A 19,144-nucleotide genomic window follows, 5' to 3' on the forward strand; every position below is an offset into this window, starting at 1 on the left:
GAGAACGGCACGGAAGGTTGAGCAGTACGCATGTCTCCTTCAGGTCCGGGACCTGGCGTAGGCGTATGGAGACGTGACCTTTCGGTCTAAGCCCTCCGGTGAATGACCAGGACCCGGGTGCCCTCGGCCCGCTCTATCCCGGGCCCCTTGTGGATCGTTCGGGCAAGCCAAATACGCCTCCCGAGGAGCGCTTCTGTCCTAGGACTGGCTGCGCCCAGGAAGACCATGGCACTTCAGTCCTAGGACTGTCAATGTCCTAGGACTGTGGGAAACTGGCTCTGTCGAGAGGAGTGCCCAGTGGCACCGAAGTGGCGAGAGCTGGCCGACAGGCTGGCCGAGCAGATCAAGAACGGCGACTACACCCCCGGCCAACTGCTGCCGCAGATTCGCGACCTGGTCGAGGCAGGTGAAGGCTCCAAGGCAACCGTCAACGCTGCTTACAAGGCCCTAGAGGCCGAGGGGCTCGTCACGTCGTCGCGCGGTGTGGGGACGATGGTTCGCGCACAGACGCCGCTGAAGCGCATCGGCATCAGCCGCTACGACAAAGCGAAGTGGCGCGACGGGGACGAGGTCGCGTTCATCGCGGACCGCGTCGCCTCCGGTCGTACCTACCGGCGCGGCGAGCAGACCCAGTCCGTCAGCCTCATCGACGCACCCGCTCCTGCGGCTGAGGCGCACGGGCTACCCGCCGGCGCCCAGGTGTACGCGCGCGCTCGCCTCGTGAAGGAGGGTGAGCAGCCGACGCACACGCTCACCAGCTACTACCGACCCGAGCACGTAGAGGGCACGCGCATCGTCGACCCCACCCCAGGGCCGGCAGGCCGCGGTGGAGGCTTTCGGGTCCTCTACGACGCTGGCTACGAGATCGACCACATGAAGGAACGCATCTTCGCGCGCGTCCCCACGGCCGACGAGGTCAAGCTGCTCAAGCTGCCGACGGGCGAGCCCGTGGTGGAGCTGCACCGCACGACGTACACCGCAGACGGAACGGTCGTTGAGTTCGCCATAGGGGTACACGCCGCGTCGCGCTTCGCCTGGGAGTATGAGTTCAAAGTCCCGGACTCGGCCGAGGGTGGCGAACAGCAGTGATCTCTGAGCAGGCGTGGGCGGACGCGGAACTCATCTGGGACTTCCACCAGATGCACCACGAGCCGCGCCCCTGCTCCGTCGCGGTCGGCCTCGGCAGCCACGACCTCGGCGTGGCTGACACGACGGTCGACCTGTACCAGCGCGGCATGGCGCCCCTCATCGTGTTCACGGGAGCCACCAGCCCAACGACCCGTGCCCGGATGCCGCGCGGGGAGGCGGTGCACTACCGCGAGCGGGCGTTGGAGCTGGGCGTCCCGCCTGAGTACGTCCTCGTGGAGCCCAACGCCCGCAACACCGGGGAGAACATCCGGCTCACCCGGGCCCTGCTGGAGGGCGCCCGCCGCCCCATCGAATCCGTACTGCTGATCAGCAAGCCGTACGAAGAGCGGCGCGCGTACGCCACAGCGCGGAAGCTCTGGCCGGAGGTGGAGGTCGTCTGCGCATCCACCCCGATGACGTTCACGTCGTACATCGACTCCATCGGCGATCCGAAGCTCGTCATCGACATGCTCGTCGGCGCCCTCCAGCGGCTCCAGCTCTACCCGGATCAGGGCTTCATGGTTCACATGCCGGTGCCGGACCCTGTGCTCGCTGCCTATCAGCGCCTGCGCGACGAAGGCTTCACCAGCAGGCTGGTCGCTGCTCCTGCGCCATAAGCGGCTGGGCCGAAAGCTGCCCTACTTGATCAAGGCCCGCTGCGCGAGTTGGGTCCCAGGAAGCCTGACTACCACGGCTGGGGGGCGAAAACCACCGGGATGAGACGGTGGAAGCTTCGGGAGTGCACCATTCTTGACGCATCGAGTATCTGCGTTTCCAGCCTCCTGAACGAGAAAACATTACTTACTGCAATGCGACCAGAATCGGAACCAGATCTTTCCCGCCCTGCAGCGGCCGCAATGCTTTTCCGATAACTGCTCCAAATGCGCGTGATGAGTCGTCAGCCTTCATCGCGTGACCCGGGGTGGGAGACGTGGTGAGAAGATCACCCACTTCCACGGCGCTACGAGTAGCATCGACCTGGCACGAAACCTTGCCCATCAGTGCGACAGCGATCCTGCCGGACTCCGCACCCTTCCTGTCGAGAACGAGGCCAGGCTTGTAGTCCCCAGCCCCCGACACGACGCCGACAACGCGCTTGTCGTATGCGCATGTACTGAGTTGCAGGCATCCCTCATCACCTAGGGCGACCACGCTCCCGGGGAGAATGAGTTGAGAGGTGCTTGTATCGGCCTCAAATTCCTCAGCACAGTCGGCATTAGCTAGTGTAATATCCCCGCCGGCCTCAATCCTGATAAACCTGCACTGAACATCACTTACATTCACAAGGAACCCCATAAAGGTTCCGAAACCTGCAGGCGCCTCAAAGGTAGACGCTTTCACACGGCCAGGGCGGCTTCCTTGATTCTTGACATCAAGCAAACCCTTCACTGCGACCGGACCTTCAAACTCTTGAGCCATCCCCGTTCACTCCTTCACTCTCTCAACCCTGCCTTGGATCCTGATCACGTCAGAGCTTCCGAGACGAAATCGCGAAACTAAGGCGGAAGCTGCCGAAGGACCTCACGAGCGAGTTCCTGTAGGAACGGCACCTGCTCCGTGGCTGCCAGCGCTTTAACCTGATTTCGCCACCCGGCCAGTCTCACGGCCTGCAGCGACCGTAGGGTCCACTTCCGGACACCAGCGTCCGGGTCGGCCAACAGCTGGCCTGCCAGTTCTTCCGCTAGCTCTGGCTGACGCTCAAGGGATGCTGCGGCTGCCACTCGTACCACCGGATCGTGATGGGCGGCCGCGCGCTGCAGTATGGCTCGCGCCGAATCAGCGGGGAGGAATCTGGCCATCGAGGCAGCCTTGGAGGCGAGGCCGACATTGTCGGATTCAGCAAGGTCTGCCAGAACCGGGGCCTCCTCTGGTCCCAAGTACTGGGCGGCCGCCTCATAGTTCGGTTCGTCGGGCAGCAACGCGCTGATGATGTCGTCGCGTGCGATCGGCATGACATCGCCTCTAGGGAGTGAGCGGGCTTGAGCGCATTCGGTTGATCTCACTGGCAATGAGGTCAGGTGGCGGATTTGTAATCCTGTCGGTCCCGCGTCCGGTCATCAGTCGATCCAGCAATGCTGGGGGGGCGCTCGGGTTTGGAGGCGCTGGGTCATCGACGTGATTGAGGCCCAGCACGTGCCCAATCTCGTGTGCCAAAGTCCAGCGGGGGGCGATCCTTGCGATGACGGCACCGGGTCGGCCGGGCGGATGCTGAGAACAGCCGAAGTTCGCCATAGTCGTGGACCGAATGAAATAGGCCACAACGTCACCTGTGCCGACGTTGCGGCGGTTATTGAATAGCTGTGTCTGCTCAGCGGTAGGGGTGCCTGTGTCCCTCACACGGCAGGTGCCGATGTCAAGGTCGACCAATGACGCGAATGCTGAGCCTATAAGGCTTTCACGGCTTCCGACTCTCACCCCTATGCCCGCTGCATTGTATACGGTGCGCATGGAGATGAGCATGGTCGGGATGGGGATGGTGGGATTTTCGAGAATCTTCAAGTGGACGGTCACGCAGCCGCCGATGAATGGGCAGGGCGCGTTGAGGAACGTTCGTAGCGAAAGTGGAAATTGCATACCCGATCTAGCGGCGACTTGGCGCAGGCTGAGCGGAAGGTGGTCAATCAGGCAAGAATCAGAAAGATCTGGCATGGGAGGCCCCATCCCTGGACATTTCGTAAACCGCGGATCGGCGAGTGCGAGAAACTCATAGCCGACGGGGATGCGCCTTCAGGCACCACATTCAACGTAAGTCGATCTGCTCATGATCGCATTTTGAACCCCGCTTTCGCGCCCGCTAGGAGCCATGGGCCTCGTCATCCTGCCCTCAGCGCTGGAAGTCGAGCTCACAACTGGTGGTGAGGAGCGCCCATCGCAGCTCTGCGGCTAGGCCGACATCGAGTACTCGGAAGTCGCCCTGAACTCCGCACAGCCCACACCATCCTCACTTGAGGCAGCAGCCATCAGAAACGACGTTAAAGACGGTGGTCAGCGCGCTGTGTTGTACGGGAGCGAAGTACAGCAACCACCGCGACCGTAGCCGACCTCCACCGGCCCCAAGCGCACGACTGACCAGGCCAGCGGACCTTTAGCGTCCGCCGTGCCGATAGTTCGCATCGAGGGGCAGGGTGAGTGTCTAACTGGGTGACAACCGAGGGGCACGTGCGCAGACGTCCACGGACGATCACGGAACTCCGCCGCAGGTCAGCCCGGTAGAATGGGCAGTTCGCCCGTCGACCCGGAATGCTTCGGGACGAAGAGGTCGTGGGTTCAAATCCCGCCACCCCGACTTCGTAAGACCAGGTCAGGGGCCTGATCCACTCAGTGGATCAGGCCCTTCCTGCGTCTCCGGAGATCGTTCGGGAGAACCTGGGAGAAGGGCTTGGCCGGTTTCTCCCGGAGCCCCGAGCACCTCGCCCTTCGTGTCTTCTCCGCGCGCCCGCCTGCCGGTTCGGGTGTGCCCGAGCCCGAGGTCCGTGCCCCGTGTCTGCTTCCCCCGTATCCATATCCGCGCGGCTGCGTGACGTCCTTCGTCCGACGCGGCCGGCCTGGCTCTCGCCGAAGGTGTTCCGGACCGAGGTCCTCGCCGGTCTGGTCGTCGCGCTGGCGCTGGTCCCCGAGGCGATCTCGTTCTCGATCATCGCCGGAGTGGATCCGGCGATCGGGCTGTTCGCCTCGTTCACGATGGCGGTGGTCATCTCCGTGGTCGGCGGCCGACCCGCGATGATCTCCGCCGCGACGGGCGCCGTGGCCCTCGTGATCGCCCCCCTGAACCGGGAGCACGGGCTGGGCCACTTGGTGGCCGCGGTGATCCTGGCCGGCTTCTTCCAGATCCTGCTCGGCGCGCTCGGCGTGGCGAAGCTGATGCGGTTCATCCCGCGCTCGGTGATGGTCGGCTTCGTCAACTCGCTGGCCATCCTGGTCTTCATGGCCCAGGTCCCCGAGCTGCTCGGCGTTCCCTGGGCCGTCTACCCGTTGATGGCAGCCGGGCTGGCACTGATGGTGTTCTTCCCGAAGGTCACGAAGACGGTCCCGGCACCGCTCGTGTCCATCGTCATCCTCACCGCGATCACCGTGGCCGCCGGCATCGCCGTCCCGACCGTCGGCGACAAGGGCGCCCTGCCGTCCGCGCTGCCGGTGCCCGGCCTGCCGGACGTACCGTTCACCCTGGAGACGCTGACCCTCATCGCGCCGTACGCGCTGGCCATGGCGCTCGTCGGGCTGATGGAGTCGCTGATGACCGCGAAGCTGGTCGACGAGATCACCGACACCCGGTCCTCCAAGACCCGGGAGTCCGTCGGCCAGGGCGTCGCGAACATCGTCACCGGATTCTTCGGCGGCATGGGCGGCTGCGCCATGATCGGCCAGACGATGATCAACGTGAAGGTGTCGGGCGCCCGGACGAGGCTGTCGACCTTCCTCGCCGGCGCCTTCCTCATGGTGCTGTGCATCGTCTTCGGGCCGGTCGTCTCCGACATCCCGATGGCCGCCCTCGTAGCCGTCATGGTCATGGTCTGCTTCGCGACCTTCGACTGGCACTCCGTCACGCCGAAGACGCTCAAGCGGATGCCCGCCGGTGAGATCACCGTCATGGTCGTCACCGTGGTCTGCGTGGTCGTCAGCCACAACCTCGCCGTGGGCGTCGTCGTGGGCTCCGTCTGCGCGATGGTCATCTTCGCGAAGCGCGTCGCGCACCGGGCGAACGTCACCTCCGTGCTCGACCCGGACGGCGGACAGGTCGTCCACTGCGTGACCGGCGAGCTGTTCTTCGCCTCCTCCAACGACCTGGTCGAGCAGTTCGACTACGCCGGCGACCCGGACAGGGTGGTCATCGACCTTTCCGCCGCCCACATCTGGGACGCCTCCTCCGTGGCCGCACTCGACGCGATCGAGCACCGGTACGCCCAGCGCGGCAAGAGCGTGGAGATCACCGGCCTGAACGGCCCCAGCGGCCGCCTGCACGGAACGCTCAGCGGCAAACTCTCCGCGGGGCAGTGACCGCAGGGCCGACGGCGGGGAGGGAGAGGGCCATCACGTAGGCCCGGCGTGCGCGGGGGTCGTCGCCGCGGCCGGTTGTCAGAAGGGGCGGGGCTTCATGGGCTGCGGGGCGGCGGTCGGGCTCTCGAAGACGCACGCGGGCACGGGGCCGGCGGTCGCGCGCACCGACACGGGCGTGGGCGGCTCCGTCGGCAGCTCGACGTGGACGGTCACGGGGTGGTCGGCGCGCGTCGTGGCGTAGCCCGTCTCCTTGCCGTCGACGAGCACCTCGACGACGGCGGTGTGGCCCGTCTGCACCGTGGCGCTGACCGAGTGCCCGGCGTGGTCGATGTGGAAGTGATGGCGCCGCCTCATGAGACCGCCTCCCGCCGTGACCCCCTCACGACAAGCGTATCCAGCAGAGCCGGACACGGCCCGGGCAGGACGGCGGCGCCCCCTAGCGGGGGTCCGGTGCGGAGAGTGCGGAGAGTTCGGTGTGCGCCAGGGCGAGGAAGGCCGCGGACGGGCGGGCCTCCAGGGAGTGCTGCGCGGCCAGTGCGTCGAGGTGGTCCAGGACCGCGCCGACGGTGGTGAAGGGGCCGACCGGCCGGAGCAGCCAGAGGCGGCCCCGGGGGCGGGGCGGGAGTCCGAGGCCGGCGAGGGCCGCGTCGGCCTCCTGGTCGAGGTCGTGCAGGTCGGGCTCGGCGAGCGGGGCGCACTCCACGCCGGTGATGTGGCCGTGGCCGTCGAGCGAGGTGTCCACCGCCCAGTGGGTGGAGCGGTCGGGGATCCACGTACGGGCCGCCGGTGGCCAGACGTACGGGAGGAACACCCAGCGCAGGTCCTCGGGCGCGGGCTTCCAGCCGAGCACCTCCAGCTCCCGGATCTCGGGCAGCCGGTCCGGCTCCAGTTCGCTGCGGCCGGTGCGGCGCAGTGCGAGCGGGTGCGGCGTTCCGTCCTCGTCCCACGACATGCGGGCACGCTATCCGACGCGGTCGCGGATGTGCGTGACCCCGACCCCTCCGGAAGGGCGGACCGGCGCCGGTCTTCACGCCCCCAGAGGGTTGGCCGCGATGCGGGCCGCCGCGCCGCCCGCGACGTAGGCGGCCGCCGCGCAGTCGGGCTTGCGCTTCGCCTGGTCCTCGACCAGGGCGGTGAAGGCGGCTCCGAAGCCGGCTCGGGGGTGGGCGGCGAGGAGCGCGGCCGTGAAGGCCGGGTCGAACTCGGTGAGGCGCAGGCCGGAGACGTCGGCGCTCGTGCCGACCTGCAGGAGGTGGCTCTCGACGTCCTCGGCCGCCGTCACGTCGTCCCGCATGTGCAGGACGATCACCTCCTCGGCGCGGGCCCGGCGGGCCGCCGGCCAGCCCAGTCCCGCCGTCAGGACCCGCGCGACGTGGCCGCCGGCCTCCTCGAAGGGGAGGGTGTGGCTGTCGAAGGGCGCGGTCAGGCCCAGATCGTGGAGGAGGGCCGCCACGTAGAAGAGCTCCTCGTCGTACGCAAGGCCGTGCTGGTCGGCGTACTGCGCGCCGAAGGCGTAGGAGCGTACGGAGTGGTTCAGCAGCGCCGGGTCCGCGTACTCCGACGCGATCTGCAGGGCGGTACGGGCCGAGTTGGTGCCAAGGGTCCACGTCATGGGGCGTCAGCGTAGGCGGCGGCTGAAGTCCACGTCGGACGGGGGCTCCCCCGGCCAGTTGAGCCGGGCCGGGGCGGGCGGGGTCTCGGCGAGGACGGAGCCGTGCGAGACGACGTACCGGGGCCGGACCTGACGGCGGATCGCCTCCTCGGGCGAGGACGCCGGGAGCAGGACGAACGAGGCGGGAGCGCCCTCCGTGATGCCGTACTCCGCGTCCGACAGACCCAGGACGCGCGCCGCACGGTCCGTCACCATCGAGAAGGCCACCGGGATCTCGTCCGCGCCGGTGAGCTGGGCGGCGTACAGCCCGACGAGGGCGGTCTGGAGCGGGTTGGCGGTGCCGAGCGCGTTCCAGGGGTCCATCACGTCGTCGTGGCCGAAGGCCACGTTGACCCCGGCCGCCAGCATCTCCTTGACCTGGGTGAGGCCGCGCCGCTTCGGGTAGGCGTCGAAGCGGCCCTGGAGGTTGAGGTTGGCGAAGGGGTTGGCGACCAGGTTGATGCCGGAACGGGACAGCAGCCGCTGGAGTTTGAAGCTGTAGGCGCCGTTGTAGGAGCCCATGGCCGTCGTGTGCGAGGCGGTGGCGCGTTCGCGCAGGCCCGAGCGCAGGGCCAGGGTGGCCAGCACCTCCACGAAACGGGACTGCTCGTCGTCGATCTCGTCGCAGTGCGCGTCCACCCGGAGCCCGTGCACCTCGGCGAGCGCGAAGGCCGTCTTCAAGGAAGCCACCCCGTCCTCACGGGTGTCCTCGAAGTGCGGGATCGCTCCGACGACGTCCGCGCCGCGGGCCACCGCCTCCCGCAGCAGCGCCTCGCCGTCCGGGAAGGAGGCGATGCCCTCCTGCGGGAAGGCCACGATCTGGAGGGTCATGACCTCCCGCACCCGGTCGCGCACTTCGAGCAGCGCGTCGAGGGCGGTGAGGTCCGGGTCGGTGATGTCGCAGTGGGTGCGCACGTGCAGCACCCCCTGGGCCGCCTGCCAGCGCAGCACCTCGGTCGCCCGCGCGATCACGTCCTCGCGGGTCAGGGTCCGCTTGCGCTCGCTCCAGCAGGCGATGCCCTCCCAGAGGGTGCCGGAGGCGTTGGGGCGAGGCTCCCCGGCGGTCAGCGCCGTGTCGAGGTGGATGTGCGGCTCGACGAAGGGCGGGCTGAGCAGGGCGCCGTGCGCCTCGAGGAGGATGCCGGTGGCCGGCGGCTCCTTCTGGTCGTCGTGCGGGATCACGCGCGCGATCCGGCCGTCCTCCGCGACCTCGACGTCGGACAGGCCTGAGGTGTGCAGCAGCCGGGCGCCCCGGACGATCATCCGCATGGCGCCAGCCTACGGACCTGCGCAGACCTGCGCAGGCCTGCCGACTCAGCCGCGCTTGGCCTGGGCCTTCTGCTGCATGCCGCGCGTCTTCGCGGCGGACGACTGGATGTCCCTGGCCGCGGCCTTCGCGCGGGCCTCGGCAGCCGTGTTCTTCGCCAGCGCGCGCTCGGAGTCCTGGTGGATGTGGTGGCCGGTGTGCGCCTTCTTGGCCATGATCGTTCCTCCTTGGGCTACGGGTTCCACTCTGCGCCCGTTCGGAGCAGTCGGCATCCCGGGGACCGCTGCGGCCACAATGGGGCGCATGACCAGCGACAGCGAGATCACCCCCGAGACGCCCGACTGGGAGAAGCGGTTCCGGGCACCGCGCGTCGGGCTGCCCGACTGGGCCGAGGACGCCCCGGACCGTTCGCTCTTCGTCTCCAACGCGACCGGAACCTTCGAGCTCTACGCCTGGGACCGCGCCACCGGCGTCCAGCGGCAGGCCACCGACCGCCCGAACGGCACCACCGACGGCGCCCTCTCCCCCGACGGCGCATGGATCTGGTGGTTCTCCGACACGGACGGCGACGAGTTCGGCACCTGGGTGCGCCAGCCCTTCGGGGGCGGCCCGGACGAGCCGGCCACCCCCGGCCTGGAGCCCTCGTACCCCGCCGGTCTGGCGATCGGCCGCGACGGCACCGCGGTCGTCGGGCGCTCCACGGACGAGGAGGGAACCACGGTCCACGTGGTCCGCCCGGACGGATCCGCGCCCACCGTGATCTACCGCCACCGGGAGTCGGCCGGCGTGGGCGACCTGTCCCACGACGGGAGGGTCGTGGCCGTCGAGCACACCGAGCACGGTGACGCGATGCACTCCTCCCTGCGCGTGCTGACCCTCGACGGGGCCACCGTCGCCGAGCTGGACGACTCCCGCGGCGGCACGCAGGAGCTCGGCCTCGAGGTCCTCGGCTTCGCCCCGGTCGCGGGCGACACCCGCCTCCTCGTCGGCCACCAGCGGCGCGGCCGCTGGGAGCCCATGGTGTGGGACGTGGCCACCGGCGCCGAGGAGGAGCTCGCGATCGACCTGCCGGGCGACGTCAGCGCCGAGTGGTATCCCGACGGCTCCGCGCTCCTGGTCGCGCACGAGTTCGAGGCGCGCAGCGAGCTGTGGCGCTACGACCTGGCCGCGCGGGACCTCGTACGCGTGGACACGCCCCCGGGGACGGTCTCGGGTGCGACGGCGCGGCCCGACGGGACGGTGGAGTACCTGTGGTCCTCGGCCGCCGAGCCCTCGACGGTACGGTCCACGGCCGGCGGGGTCGTCCTGGACGCGCCCGGCTTCCGGCCGCCCGGCTCGCTGCCGGTGGAGGACGCGTGGGTGGACGGCCCGGGAGGGCGGATCCACGCGCTGGTGCAGCGGCCGGCCGGCCAGGGCGACGGACCCTTCCCGACGATCTTCGAGATCCACGGCGGTCCGACCTGGCACGACAGCGACGCCTTCGCGGCGGCCCCGGCGGCATGGCTGGACCACGGCTTCGCGGTCGTGCGGGTCAACTACCGCGGCTCGACGGGCTACGGCCGCGAGTGGACGGACGCCCTCAAGCACCGGGTCGGCCTGATCGAGCTGGAGGACATCGCGGCGGTCCGGGAGTGGGCCGTGGCCTCCGGCCTCGCGGACCCGGCGCGCCTCGTGCTGTCGGGCGGTTCCTGGGGCGGGTACCTGACGCTGCTGGGCCTGGGCACGCAGCCCGACGCCTGGGCGGTGGGCCTGGCCGCCGTACCGGTCGCGGACTACGTGACGGCCTACCACGACGAGATGGAGGCGCTGAAGGCCCTGGACCGCACCCTCTTCGGCGGTACCCCGGAGGAGGTCCCGGACCGCTTCGAGGTCTCCTCGCCGCTCACCTACGTCGACGCGGTGAAGGCTCCCGTCCACATCGCGGCGGGCGTCAACGACCCGCGCTGCCCGATCCGGCAGATCGACAACTACGTGGAGCGGCTCGTGGCGCGCGGCGCGGAGCACGAGGTGTACCGGTACGACGCCGGGCACGGTTCGCTGGTCGTGGAGGAGCGGATCAAGCAGGTACGGATGGAGCTGGAGTTCGCGCTGAAGCACCTGCCCCGCTAGTCCCGCTCCGGTGCACCCCCCGTACGGTGGTGGGGTGCACCGGTTTCTCCTGACCCCGCGCTGGTGGGGGATCAACGTCTTCGTCGCGCTCGCCGTCCCCTTCTGCCTGTTCATGGGGTCCTGGCAGCTCGGCCGGTTCGAGGACCGCGTCGACAGCCACCGGGAGGCGACGGCCGAGCGGCCCGCCGACCAGGTGGCCGCGCCCCTGGACTCGCTGCTTCCGGTGGACACGAAGACCTCCGGACGGCTGGCTTCCACAGCCGGGGAGTACGCCGATCAGATGCTGGTGCCGGAGCGGCGGCTCGACGGCCAGTCCGGTTTCTACGTGCTGACCCTGCTGAAGACCGACTCGGGCAAGGCCGTCCCGGTGGTCCGGGGCTGGCTGCCGGGGGCCGCGGACCCGGCGAAGGCCCCGGCCCCGCCGACCGGCCGGGTCGAGGTCACCGGCGCCCTGCAGTCCTCGGAGAACTCCGGCACGAAGGGGGTCCACTCCCAGGGCGGCCTGCCGGCCGGGCAGCTCGGGGTGATCGGGGCGGCCTCGCTGGTCAACATCGTCCCGTACGACCTGTACGACGCCTGGCTGACCGTGCAGACCCCGGCGGACGGGATGGTTCCGGTGCCTGCGCAGGCGCCCACCAACACCGGGCTCGACCTGAAGGCCTTCCAGAACCTCGGCTACACCGGCGAGTGGTTCGTCTTCGTCGCCTTCGTGCTCTTCATGTGGTTCCGGCTCTACCGCCGCGAGGTGGAGACCATCCGCGACACCGAGGCGGGTCTGCTCGAACCCGCCGCGTAGGGCGGGCCCACGGGCCCCCTGCTCGGCGGGCCGCTCACCGGGCGGCTGGCCGGGCTGCTCACCGGGCCGCTCACCGCGCTGCTCACCGGGCGGCTGGCCGGGCTGCTCACGGGGCAGCTGGTCGGGCTACTTTTCGACCGGGATCGCACCCGTCCGGTAGACCGTTCCGCCGCAGGCCTCGGGAAGCGTCGTCCGCGTGGTCGAGGACCCCGGCTGCGGGGTGTGCGAGACCGAGACGCCCGACGTCACCGGGGGCGCTCCCGTCTGCGGCTCGGTGGCCGCCCCCTGCGCCGGGGCGCCCGAGCTGCCCGCGGAGTCGGTCTGCGGCGGCTTCCCTCCCGCGTCCGGGTTCGTCGGCGTACAGGCCTCGCCCGACGGCACCCACGCGAAGCGGACCTCGTACGCCGTGTTCGGCGGCAGCACCAGAACCTGGGCCTCCGCCGACGGATCGGGCAGCAGCCCGCTCGCCGGGTCCCCCGCCGTGTGGCCCACCACCGCGACCGAGGAGCCCTGGCCGGCCGACGCACCGGCCGCAGGGGCCGCCGAGACGGCGTCCTGGCCGGTGACGGCGCAGCCCTGCGCCGAGACGTTGGTGACCCGGAAGCTGCCGTACACCTTGCCGTCGGTCTCCGGGGCGCGGGCCGAGCCCACCACCCCGAGCTGGTCCACGCCGCAGCCGGGCACGCCCGGCGCGGCCACCGGGGGCAACGGGCCCGTGCCCGCCACCGAACCGGTCGTGCCGGCCGAAGCACCCGCGCTGCCGGTGCCCGAGGGGCCCGCCGTGAGGCCGCCCACGGGGGAACCGCCCAGCGTGGCGTCCGGCTGCCCGGTGGCGCCGCCCACGGCCGGGGCGCTGCCGGAGGAGCGGTTGGACCTCGGCTGGTTCCCGGAGCCGTTCTGGTGCGGGTCGGACCCGACCGCGCCCGGCTTGTCGCCGGTGTGCTCGCCGTGCCCGGCCATGGCCGCGTGGTCCGTGGCCGTGCCCTCGCGGCCCGCCAGGTGCATGAGGGCCGGGATCGCCGTTCCGGCGAGCAGGGCCACCGCGGCGGCGCCGACCAGGGCCTGGCGTTTGCGGGCCCGGCGTGCGGGGACGGCGTGCCGCAGCCGCTCCAGGGCGCCCGCGGAGGGCTGGAGGCCCTCGACGGCGCCGTGCAGCAGGCCCCGCAGCGCCTCTTCCTCGCTCGCTCCGCCCGGCTGGGTGTGGTCGTCCATCATGACTGCGCAGCCTCCATCGCCACCCGCAGCGCGGCAATGCCCCGCGATCCGTACGCCTTGACCGAGCCGAGCGATATCCCGAGCGTCTCGGCGACCTGGGCCTCCGTCATGTCCGCGAAGTAGCGCAGCACCAGGACCTCGCGCTGACGGCGCTGGAGTCCGCGCATCGCCTTGATCAGATCGTCCCGCTCCAGCTGGTCGTACGCGCCCTCTTCGGCGCTCGCCATGTCCGGCATCGGCTTCGACAGCAGCTTGAGGCCGAGGATGCGCCGGCGCAGGGCGGAGCGCGAGAGGTTCACGACGGTCTGGCGCAGGTACGCCAGGGTCTTCTCCCGGTCGCGCACCCGGTTCCGCGCCGAGTGCACGCGGATGAACGCCTCCTGGACCACGTCCTCGCAGGAGGCGGTGTCGTCGAGGAGCAGGGCTGCCAGGCCGAGCAGGGAGCGGTAGTGCGCCTGGTAGGTCGCCGTGAGGTGGTCGACGGTGGTCCCGGCCACCACTTCGACGGTCACCTCGGCCGTCGTCTCCGACGTCGCCTCGGCCGGCTCGCTCCGGCTGCTCCCCGCCGCCTCAGCGCTGTCGCGCGGCGGGGGCACGAGACCGCCCGGGATCGGTGCGGCAGTCAGTACGGGCGCCTCGGAGGGCCCCATCGGCGGGACGGGCACGATCACGGGAAGACCGCCGCCGGGCGCACGGAGACCCCGGCGCGCCGGGATGATCCCGAGGGGCGCCGGGAGGAGTTTCGATTCGAGCAGTGCCTCTGCCACGCCTGTAGGACACGCGTCCCCCCGTCAGGGTTGTACGCGCGAGGCAGCCTCACCAGCCATATCCCCGTTGTCCTCATGCGTACCCGCTCTTCCCGAATTGCCCCGTCTTATCGAGACGGCAGTCGGGCCATCACCTTGATCAAGGGATCAGCACCGATCCTACAAAGCGAATTACGCAAATTCACCTGCGATCAGTTCCGCGATCAGCGTGGCGTTCAGAGCGGCGCCCCTGCGGAGGTTGTCGGCGCACACGAAGAACTCCAGGGCGTGGGGGTCGTCGAGCGAGGCCCGCACCCGCCCCACCCAGGCCGGATCCGTCCCGGCGGCGTCCGCGGGGGTGGGGAACTCCCCCGCCGCGGGATCGTCCACGAGCACCAGGCCGGGCGCGGCCTTCAGGATCTCCCGGGCGTGCGGGGCCTCCACCTCGTTCTCGAACCGGGCCCGCACGGTCAGCGAATGCCCCGTGAGCACCGGCACCTGGACGCAGGTCACCGACACCGGGAGCCGTTCCAGCTGCAGGATCCGGCGCGTCTCCGCCCGTACCGCCAGCTCGTGCGAGGACCAGCCGTCCTCGCGCAGCTCGCCGGACCAGGGCACGACGTTGAGGGCGAGGGGCCCGGCGAAGGGGCCGGTGTCCTCGCCCACGGCACGGCGGACGTCCCCGGTCTGCTCTCCGAGGGAGGTCCCGGCGACCAGCGACAGCTGGCGGCGCAGCGCCTCGGAGCCGGGCCGGCCCGCGGCGCTCGCGGCCTGGTACGAGGAGACCACCAGCCCGGTGAGGGCGTACTCGGCGTGCAGCGCGCCCAGGGCGGCGATCATGGCGGCGGTCACGCAGTCCGGGCCGGCGACGATCCCGCGCGGGCGGATCCGTACGGCGTGCCCGTTGACCTCGGGCGCCACGAGCGGGACCTCGGGGTCCGCCCGGAAGGCGGCGGACTGGTCGACGACGACCGTGCCGCGCGCGGTGACGACGGGTGCCCACCGGGCCGAGACCTCGGCCGGGGTCAGGAAGAGTGCGACGTCGCCCGGACCGAAGCCGTCGAAGGCGTCCTCGGTGAGGGCGAGCACCTCGGTCTCCTCCGCGCGGACGGCCAGCGTGCGGCCGGCCGAGCGCGCGGAGGCGATCAGGCGGATGTCGCCCCAGACGTCCGCCCGCTGGGACAGGATCTGGAGCAGGATCGAACCGACTGCTCCGGTCGCCCCGACCACGGCGAGTGCCGGGGCGGAGGACCGGGTCGCGGTCATCGTCCGGTGCCTCCGTAGACGACTGCTTCGTCACTGTCGGAGTCGAGGCCGAAGGCCGTGTGCACGGCGCGGACGGCCTCGTTGACGTCGTCCTGGCGGGTGACGACCGAGATGCGGATCTCGGAGGTGGAGATCAGCTCGATGTTGACGCCCGCGTCGGACAGCGCCTGGAAGAAGGAGGCGGTGACGCCCGGGTTCGTCTTCATGCCGGCGCCGACCAGGGAGATCTTGCCGATCTGGTCGTCGTAGCGCAGGGAGTCGAAGCCGATCGCGCCCTTCGCCTTCTCCAGGGCGTCGATGGCCTTGTGGCCCTCGGTCTTGGGGAGCGTGAAGGAGATGTCCGTGAGGCCCGTCGAGGCCGCCGAGACGTTCTGCACGATCATGTCGATGTTGATCTCGGCGTCCGCGATGGCGCGGAAGATCGCCGCGGCCTCGCCCGGCTTGTCCGGAACGCCGACGACCGTGATCTTGGCTTCGGAGACGTCGTGAGCGACTCCGGAGATGATGGCGTGCTCCACCTGCTCGTCCCCTTGCGGATTCTCGTTGCTGACCCAGGTGCCCGGCAGTCCCGAGAAGGACGACCGGACGTGGATCGGGATGTTGTATCGGCGTGCGTACTCGACACAGCGGTGCAGCAGCACCTTGGAACCGGAAGCGGCGAGCTCCAGCATGTCCTCGGAAGAGATCCAGTCGATCTTCTTCGCCTTCTTCACGACGCGGGGGTCCGCGGTGAAGACGCCGTCGACGTCGGTGTAGATCTCGCAGACCTCGGCGTCCAGCGCCGCCGCGAGCGCCACGGCCGTGGTGTCCGAGCCGCCGCGGCCCAGGGTGGTGATGTCCTTGGAGTCCGCGGACACGCCCTGGAAACCGGCGACGATGGCGATGTTGCCCTCGTCCAGCGCGGTGCGGATACGGCCCGGCGTGACATCGATGATGCGCGCTTTGTTGTGGACCGAGTCGGTGATCACACCTGCCTGGCTACCGGTGAACGACTGGGCCTCGTGGCCCAGGTTTTTGATCGCCATGGCCAGCAGGGCCATGGAGATCCGCTCTCCGGCGGTCAGCAGCATGTCGAATTCGCGCCCGGCAGGCATGGGAGAAACCTGCTCGGCGAGATCGATCAGCTCGTCCGTCGTGTCGCCCATCGCGGAAACCACGACGACCACCTGGTGGCCGTTCTTCTTGGCATCCACGATCCGCTTGGCGACACGCTTGATGCCCTCGGCATCGGCTACGGAGGAGCCTCCGTACTTCTGCACGACAAGGCCCACGTGCGCTCCTCGCTCAGTCCGTCTCATTGCTGGTGCAGTCTAACGAGCGACCGGGATCCGACCGCTTCGTACCACATCATGAGACGAAAAGATCAAAGAATGGGTTCCCGCGCCGGGCTCTCATTTACGGCCGAAGCCGCCGAGCTCCTCCGCCATCACCCGTCCGGCCTGCTCCGCGAGGTCGTCCTCGGTCATGTCCTCGTCCGTGTCCAGGCCGTCCAGGGCCTCCAGCGGCTGGTTCAGGCGTACGTGCGAGATCAGCGACTGGAGGGCACGCAGGGTGGCCGAGGCCGTCGGGCCCCAGTTGGTGAAGTACGAGAACTGCCACCACCACAGCGCCTCCGTGATGCGGCCCGACTGGTGGTGGATGAGCCCGTGCCGCAGGTCGGCGACCACGTCGGCCAGGTCGTCGGAGATCCGGTGGGCCACCGGGGCCTTGCGCGGCTCGTACGGGTCGAAGACCTCGGAGTAGACGTCGACCGGCTCCAGCATGACCGCGAACCGCTCGCGCAGGTCGTCCACGTCCGGTTCCGGGCCGAGATCGGGCTCGTAGCGCTCGTCCGGCAGCACGTCCTGGTACGCGCCCAGTCGGCCGCCCGCCAGCAGCAGCTGGGACACCTCCAGGAGGAGGAAGGGCACGGCGCTGTCGGGGTCCTCGCCCTTGGCGACCTCGGTGACCGCAACGATGAACGACTCGATCTGGTCCGCGATCGAGGCGGCGAAGTCGTCCGGATCCTGGCCGAGAGCGTGCAGCATTGCGTCAGACATCGAGAAGTCGCCTTCCTTCAAAGGCCCGCCCGAGCGTGACCTCGTCCGCGTACTCCAGATCTCCCCCGACGGGGAGCCCGCTGGCCAGGCGGGTGACCTTGAGGCCCATGGGCTTGATCATGCGGGCGAGGTAGGTGGCGGTCGCCTCGCCCTCCAGGTTCGGGTCGGTGGCGAGGATCAGCTCGGTCACCTCTCCGTCCGCGAGGCGCGCCAGCAGCTCGCGGATGCGCAGGTCGTCCGGGCCGACGCCCTCGATCGGGCTGATCGCGCCGCCGAGGACGTGGTACTTGCCCCGGAACTCACGCGTCCGCTCGATCGCGACGACGTCCTTCGGCTCCTCGACGACACAGATGACCGTGAGGTCGCGGCGCGGATCGCGGCAGATGTTGCACCGCTCCTCCTGCGCCACGTTCCCGCACACCGCGCAGAACCGGACCTTGTCCTTGACCTCGAGCAGCGCGTGCGCGAGGCGGCGGACGTCGGTGGGCTCGGCCTGCAGGATGTGGAAGGCGATCCGCTGCGCGCTCTTGGGCCCGACGCCGGGCAGCCTGCCCAGTTCGTCGATCAGGTCCTGAACCACGCCTTCGTACAACGGACTGCCTTCTCTCTCTGTGTCTGTCTGTGGGGTACTGCGGGACTAGAACGGAAGGCCGGGGATGCCGCTGCCGCCGCCCAGTCCCTGGGCCAGGGGGCCCAGCTTCTGCTGCTGGAGCGCCTGCGCATTCTCGTTGGCCGCCTGGACCGCCGCGACCACCAGGTCGGCGAGCGTCTCCGTGTCCTCGGGGTCCACGGCCTTCGGGTCGATCACCAGGGCCCGCAGTTCGCCGGAGCCGGTGACGGTCGCCTTCACCAGGCCGCCGCCGGCCTGGCCCTCGACCTCGGTCTGCGCGAGCTCCTCCTGGGCAGCCGCGAGATCCTGCTGCATCTTCTGGGCCTGCTGGAGCAGCTGCTGCATGTTGGGCTGGCCACCACCGGGAATCACAGGACACTCACTCCGTTCGTCGGGGCCATCTGGCCGTCGGGACCTCGCAACGCTTGGTCAATCCGAGCCTACGTGCTCCCCGCGCGCTGCGCCCTACGCCGTGAGGACCAACTCTTTCGAGTGAGAGACGGGGCGTACGCGTACCTGATGGAGACCTCCTGCGGGCGGAAATCCCGGGATTCGGCGCCCATCGCCCGTCCATCGAAGGTAGGAAGAGCATGCGCATCATTGCGCACACGCGCACCACCACACGTCAGCGCAGGCAGAGGGAGTGCCGGGTGAGCCAGCCGGAGATGCAGCCCGACGGGCCACCCCGGGATCCCCGGGAGGAAGGCGGCGGACCGATGGCGGCGGGCGATCTGACCGGCCGGCCGTTCCCCCTCGGGGACTGGGGCGAACCCGCGGAGCGGCTCGACGAGCTCTACCGGCGGGTCGAGGCCGATGCGCTGCGCACCGCCGAGTGGTACCTGTCGGACCGGGCGTGGAAGCGCCGGGGCGCGCGGGTGCTGCGCGTCGGCGCGGCCGTGGGCGCCGTCACGGGCGCCGCGATGCCGCTGCTGGAGCTGACGGGCTCGGCGCCGGGCGCCTCGACGTACGGGTACCTGGCGCTGCTGCTGGGCGCGGCCGCCCTGGCCTGCGACCGGTTCTTCGGACTGACGTCCGGCTGGATGCGGGACGTGGCCACGGCCCAGGCGGTGCAGCGGCGGCTCCAGACTCTCCAGTTCGACTGGGCGTCGGAGAACGTGCGCGAGGTCCTCGGGCCCACCGAGGGCACGGCCAGCGAGGCCGCCGAGCGCTGCCTGACCGTGCTGCGGCGCTTCTCGGAGGACGTGACGGAGCTGGTGCGCTCCGAGACGGCGGAGTGGATGGTGGAGTTCAGCTCCGGCCCCGCCCCCCTGGTGATGCAGTCCCTGGGCGCCTCCGGGGCCCGCGCGGACGCGAACATCCCC

At 70.0% G+C, this 19,144-nt stretch carries 20 protein-coding genes; 6 read left to right on the forward strand and 14 right to left on the reverse strand.

The features are described from left to right. Positions 1-297 precede the first annotated feature (297 nt). Together PV721_RS08055 and PV721_RS08060 are read left to right on the forward strand one after the other, a co-directional pair. Positions 298-1,089 carry a GntR family transcriptional regulator gene (locus PV721_RS08055; protein WP_319722148.1) on the forward strand — a complete coding sequence of 264 codons (792 nt, stop codon included), beginning with the start codon at positions 298-300 and terminating at the stop codon, positions 1,087-1,089. Then, on the forward strand, positions 1,086-1,745 hold the full coding sequence (locus PV721_RS08060) for a YdcF family protein (protein ID WP_319722149.1): 660 nt from the start codon (positions 1,086-1,088) through the stop codon (positions 1,743-1,745). Before PV721_RS08055 ends, PV721_RS08060 begins: the two co-directional genes overlap by 4 nt. Positions 1,746-1,929: 184 nt before the next feature. On the opposite strand, the gene PV721_RS08065 is transcribed toward PV721_RS08060, so the two are convergent. After that, on the reverse strand, positions 1,930-2,547 hold the full coding sequence (locus tag PV721_RS08065) for a hypothetical protein (RefSeq protein WP_319722150.1): 618 nt from the start codon (positions 2,545-2,547) through the stop codon (positions 1,930-1,932). Positions 2,548-2,624: 77 nt separating this feature from the next. Then, positions 2,625-3,080: a HEAT repeat domain-containing protein gene (locus PV721_RS08070; protein WP_319722151.1), complete on the reverse strand. Its 456-nt coding sequence runs from the start codon at positions 3,078-3,080 to the stop codon at positions 2,625-2,627. Positions 3,081-4,608: 1,528 nt separating this feature from the next. Between PV721_RS08070 and PV721_RS08075 the strand changes: the two genes are divergently transcribed. Beyond that, the gene (locus PV721_RS08075; protein WP_319722152.1) at positions 4,609-6,123 is read left to right on the forward strand and encodes a SulP family inorganic anion transporter; all 1,515 of its coding nucleotides are present in this window, start codon (positions 4,609-4,611) and stop codon (positions 6,121-6,123) included. Positions 6,124-6,201: 78 nt separating this feature from the next. Here the strand turns inward: PV721_RS08075 and PV721_RS08080 are convergent, their stop codons facing one another. From PV721_RS08080 to PV721_RS08100, 5 genes are all read right to left on the reverse strand, one after another. After that, positions 6,202-6,477, reverse strand: a complete 276-nt coding sequence (locus PV721_RS08080; RefSeq protein WP_319722153.1) for a hypothetical protein — start codon at positions 6,475-6,477, stop codon at positions 6,202-6,204. Between the two features lie 82 nt (positions 6,478-6,559). Further along, entirely contained in the window at positions 6,560-7,075 is a 516-nt protein-coding gene (locus PV721_RS08085) for a DUF5956 family protein (protein WP_319722154.1), read from the reverse strand. Between the two features lie 75 nt (positions 7,076-7,150). Beyond that, a complete protein-coding gene (locus PV721_RS08090; RefSeq protein ID WP_319722155.1) occupies positions 7,151-7,735 on the reverse strand; it encodes an HD domain-containing protein in 585 nt (194 codons plus the stop codon). 6 nt (positions 7,736-7,741) lie between these two features. Next, entirely contained in the window at positions 7,742-9,043 is a 1,302-nt protein-coding gene (gene codA / locus PV721_RS08095; protein ID WP_319722156.1) for a cytosine deaminase, read from the reverse strand. Between the two features lie 45 nt (positions 9,044-9,088). Beyond that, entirely contained in the window at positions 9,089-9,256 is a 168-nt protein-coding gene (locus PV721_RS08100) for a hypothetical protein (RefSeq protein WP_319722157.1), read from the reverse strand. 88 nt (positions 9,257-9,344) lie between these two features. Here PV721_RS08100 and PV721_RS08105 point away from each other — a divergent pair, with 88 nt between their 5' ends. Together PV721_RS08105 and PV721_RS08110 are read left to right on the forward strand one after the other, a co-directional pair. Then, positions 9,345-11,150 (forward strand): prolyl oligopeptidase family serine peptidase, encoded by a 1,806-nt coding sequence (locus tag PV721_RS08105; protein WP_319722158.1) that lies wholly within the window; start codon positions 9,345-9,347, stop codon positions 11,148-11,150. A 34-nt stretch (positions 11,151-11,184) separates the two neighbouring features. Continuing rightward, a complete protein-coding gene (locus PV721_RS08110) occupies positions 11,185-11,946 on the forward strand; it encodes an SURF1 family protein (RefSeq protein WP_319722159.1) in 762 nt (253 codons plus the stop codon). Positions 11,947-12,072: 126 nt separating this feature from the next. On the opposite strand, the gene PV721_RS08115 is transcribed toward PV721_RS08110, so the two are convergent. The 7 genes from PV721_RS08115 to PV721_RS08145 all read right to left on the reverse strand — a co-directional run bounded on the left by PV721_RS08115 (position 12,073) and on the right by PV721_RS08145 (position 18,194). After that, positions 12,073-13,161, reverse strand: a complete 1,089-nt coding sequence (locus PV721_RS08115) for a hypothetical protein (RefSeq protein WP_319722160.1) — start codon at positions 13,159-13,161, stop codon at positions 12,073-12,075. Further along, complete coding sequence (locus PV721_RS08120) at positions 13,158-13,928, reverse strand: SigE family RNA polymerase sigma factor (protein ID WP_416371058.1); 771 nt, start codon at positions 13,926-13,928, stop codon at positions 13,158-13,160. The genes PV721_RS08115 and PV721_RS08120 overlap by 4 nt, the downstream gene beginning before the upstream one ends. Positions 13,929-14,099: 171 nt before the next feature. After that, a complete protein-coding gene (locus tag PV721_RS08125; protein ID WP_319722161.1) occupies positions 14,100-15,173 on the reverse strand; it encodes an aspartate-semialdehyde dehydrogenase in 1,074 nt (357 codons plus the stop codon). Further along, positions 15,170-16,444, reverse strand: a complete 1,275-nt coding sequence (locus PV721_RS08130; RefSeq protein ID WP_319722162.1) for an aspartate kinase — start codon at positions 16,442-16,444, stop codon at positions 15,170-15,172. The genes PV721_RS08125 and PV721_RS08130 overlap by 4 nt, the downstream gene beginning before the upstream one ends. A gap of 120 nt (positions 16,445-16,564) precedes the next feature. Then, positions 16,565-17,212: a DUF5063 domain-containing protein gene (locus tag PV721_RS08135; protein ID WP_319722163.1), complete on the reverse strand. Its 648-nt coding sequence runs from the start codon at positions 17,210-17,212 to the stop codon at positions 16,565-16,567. Beyond that, a complete protein-coding gene (gene recR, locus PV721_RS08140) occupies positions 17,205-17,804 on the reverse strand; it encodes a recombination mediator RecR (RefSeq protein ID WP_030709293.1) in 600 nt (199 codons plus the stop codon). The genes PV721_RS08135 and recR overlap by 8 nt, the downstream gene beginning before the upstream one ends. A gap of 45 nt (positions 17,805-17,849) precedes the next feature. Continuing rightward, the gene (locus PV721_RS08145) at positions 17,850-18,194 is read right to left on the reverse strand and encodes a YbaB/EbfC family nucleoid-associated protein (protein ID WP_319722164.1); all 345 of its coding nucleotides are present in this window, start codon (positions 18,192-18,194) and stop codon (positions 17,850-17,852) included. 278 nt (positions 18,195-18,472) lie between these two features. Between PV721_RS08145 and PV721_RS08150 the strand changes: the two genes are divergently transcribed. After that, positions 18,473-19,144: SLATT domain-containing protein (locus tag PV721_RS08150; protein ID WP_319722165.1), on the forward strand; the 672-nt coding region annotated here is incomplete at its 3' end.

It is taken from the genome of Streptomyces sp. MB09-01 (assembly GCF_033794505.1).
In the GTDB taxonomy this organism is placed as follows: Bacteria; Actinomycetota; Actinomycetes; order Streptomycetales; family Streptomycetaceae; genus Streptomyces.

Excerpts from the sequence above, each read along its gene's own strand:
- PV721_RS08105 (WP_319722158.1), top strand. The coding sequence starts at position 9,345 with ATGACCAGCGACAGCGAGATCACCCCCGAGACGCCCGACTGGGAGAAG.
- PV721_RS08085 (WP_319722154.1), bottom strand. The coding sequence starts at position 7,075 with ATGTCGTGGGACGAGGACGGAACGCCGCACCCGCTCGCACTGCGCCGC.
- PV721_RS08135 (WP_319722163.1), bottom strand. The coding sequence starts at position 17,212 with ATGTCTGACGCAATGCTGCACGCTCTCGGCCAGGATCCGGACGACTTC.
- PV721_RS08125 (WP_319722161.1), bottom strand. The coding sequence starts at position 15,173 with ATGACCGCGACCCGGTCCTCCGCCCCGGCACTCGCCGTGGTCGGGGCG.
- PV721_RS08080 (WP_319722153.1), bottom strand. The coding sequence starts at position 6,477 with ATGAGGCGGCGCCATCACTTCCACATCGACCACGCCGGGCACTCGGTC.
- codA (WP_319722156.1), bottom strand. The coding sequence starts at position 9,043 with ATGCGGATGATCGTCCGGGGCGCCCGGCTGCTGCACACCTCAGGCCTG.
- PV721_RS08115 (WP_319722160.1), bottom strand. The coding sequence starts at position 13,161 with ATGATGGACGACCACACCCAGCCGGGCGGAGCGAGCGAGGAAGAGGCG.
- PV721_RS08100 (WP_319722157.1), bottom strand. The coding sequence starts at position 9,256 with ATGGCCAAGAAGGCGCACACCGGCCACCACATCCACCAGGACTCCGAG.
- PV721_RS08070 (WP_319722151.1), bottom strand. The coding sequence starts at position 3,080 with ATGCCGATCGCACGCGACGACATCATCAGCGCGTTGCTGCCCGACGAA.
- PV721_RS08065 (WP_319722150.1), bottom strand. The coding sequence starts at position 2,547 with ATGGCTCAAGAGTTTGAAGGTCCGGTCGCAGTGAAGGGTTTGCTTGAT.
- PV721_RS08090 (WP_319722155.1), bottom strand. The coding sequence starts at position 7,735 with ATGACGTGGACCCTTGGCACCAACTCGGCCCGTACCGCCCTGCAGATC.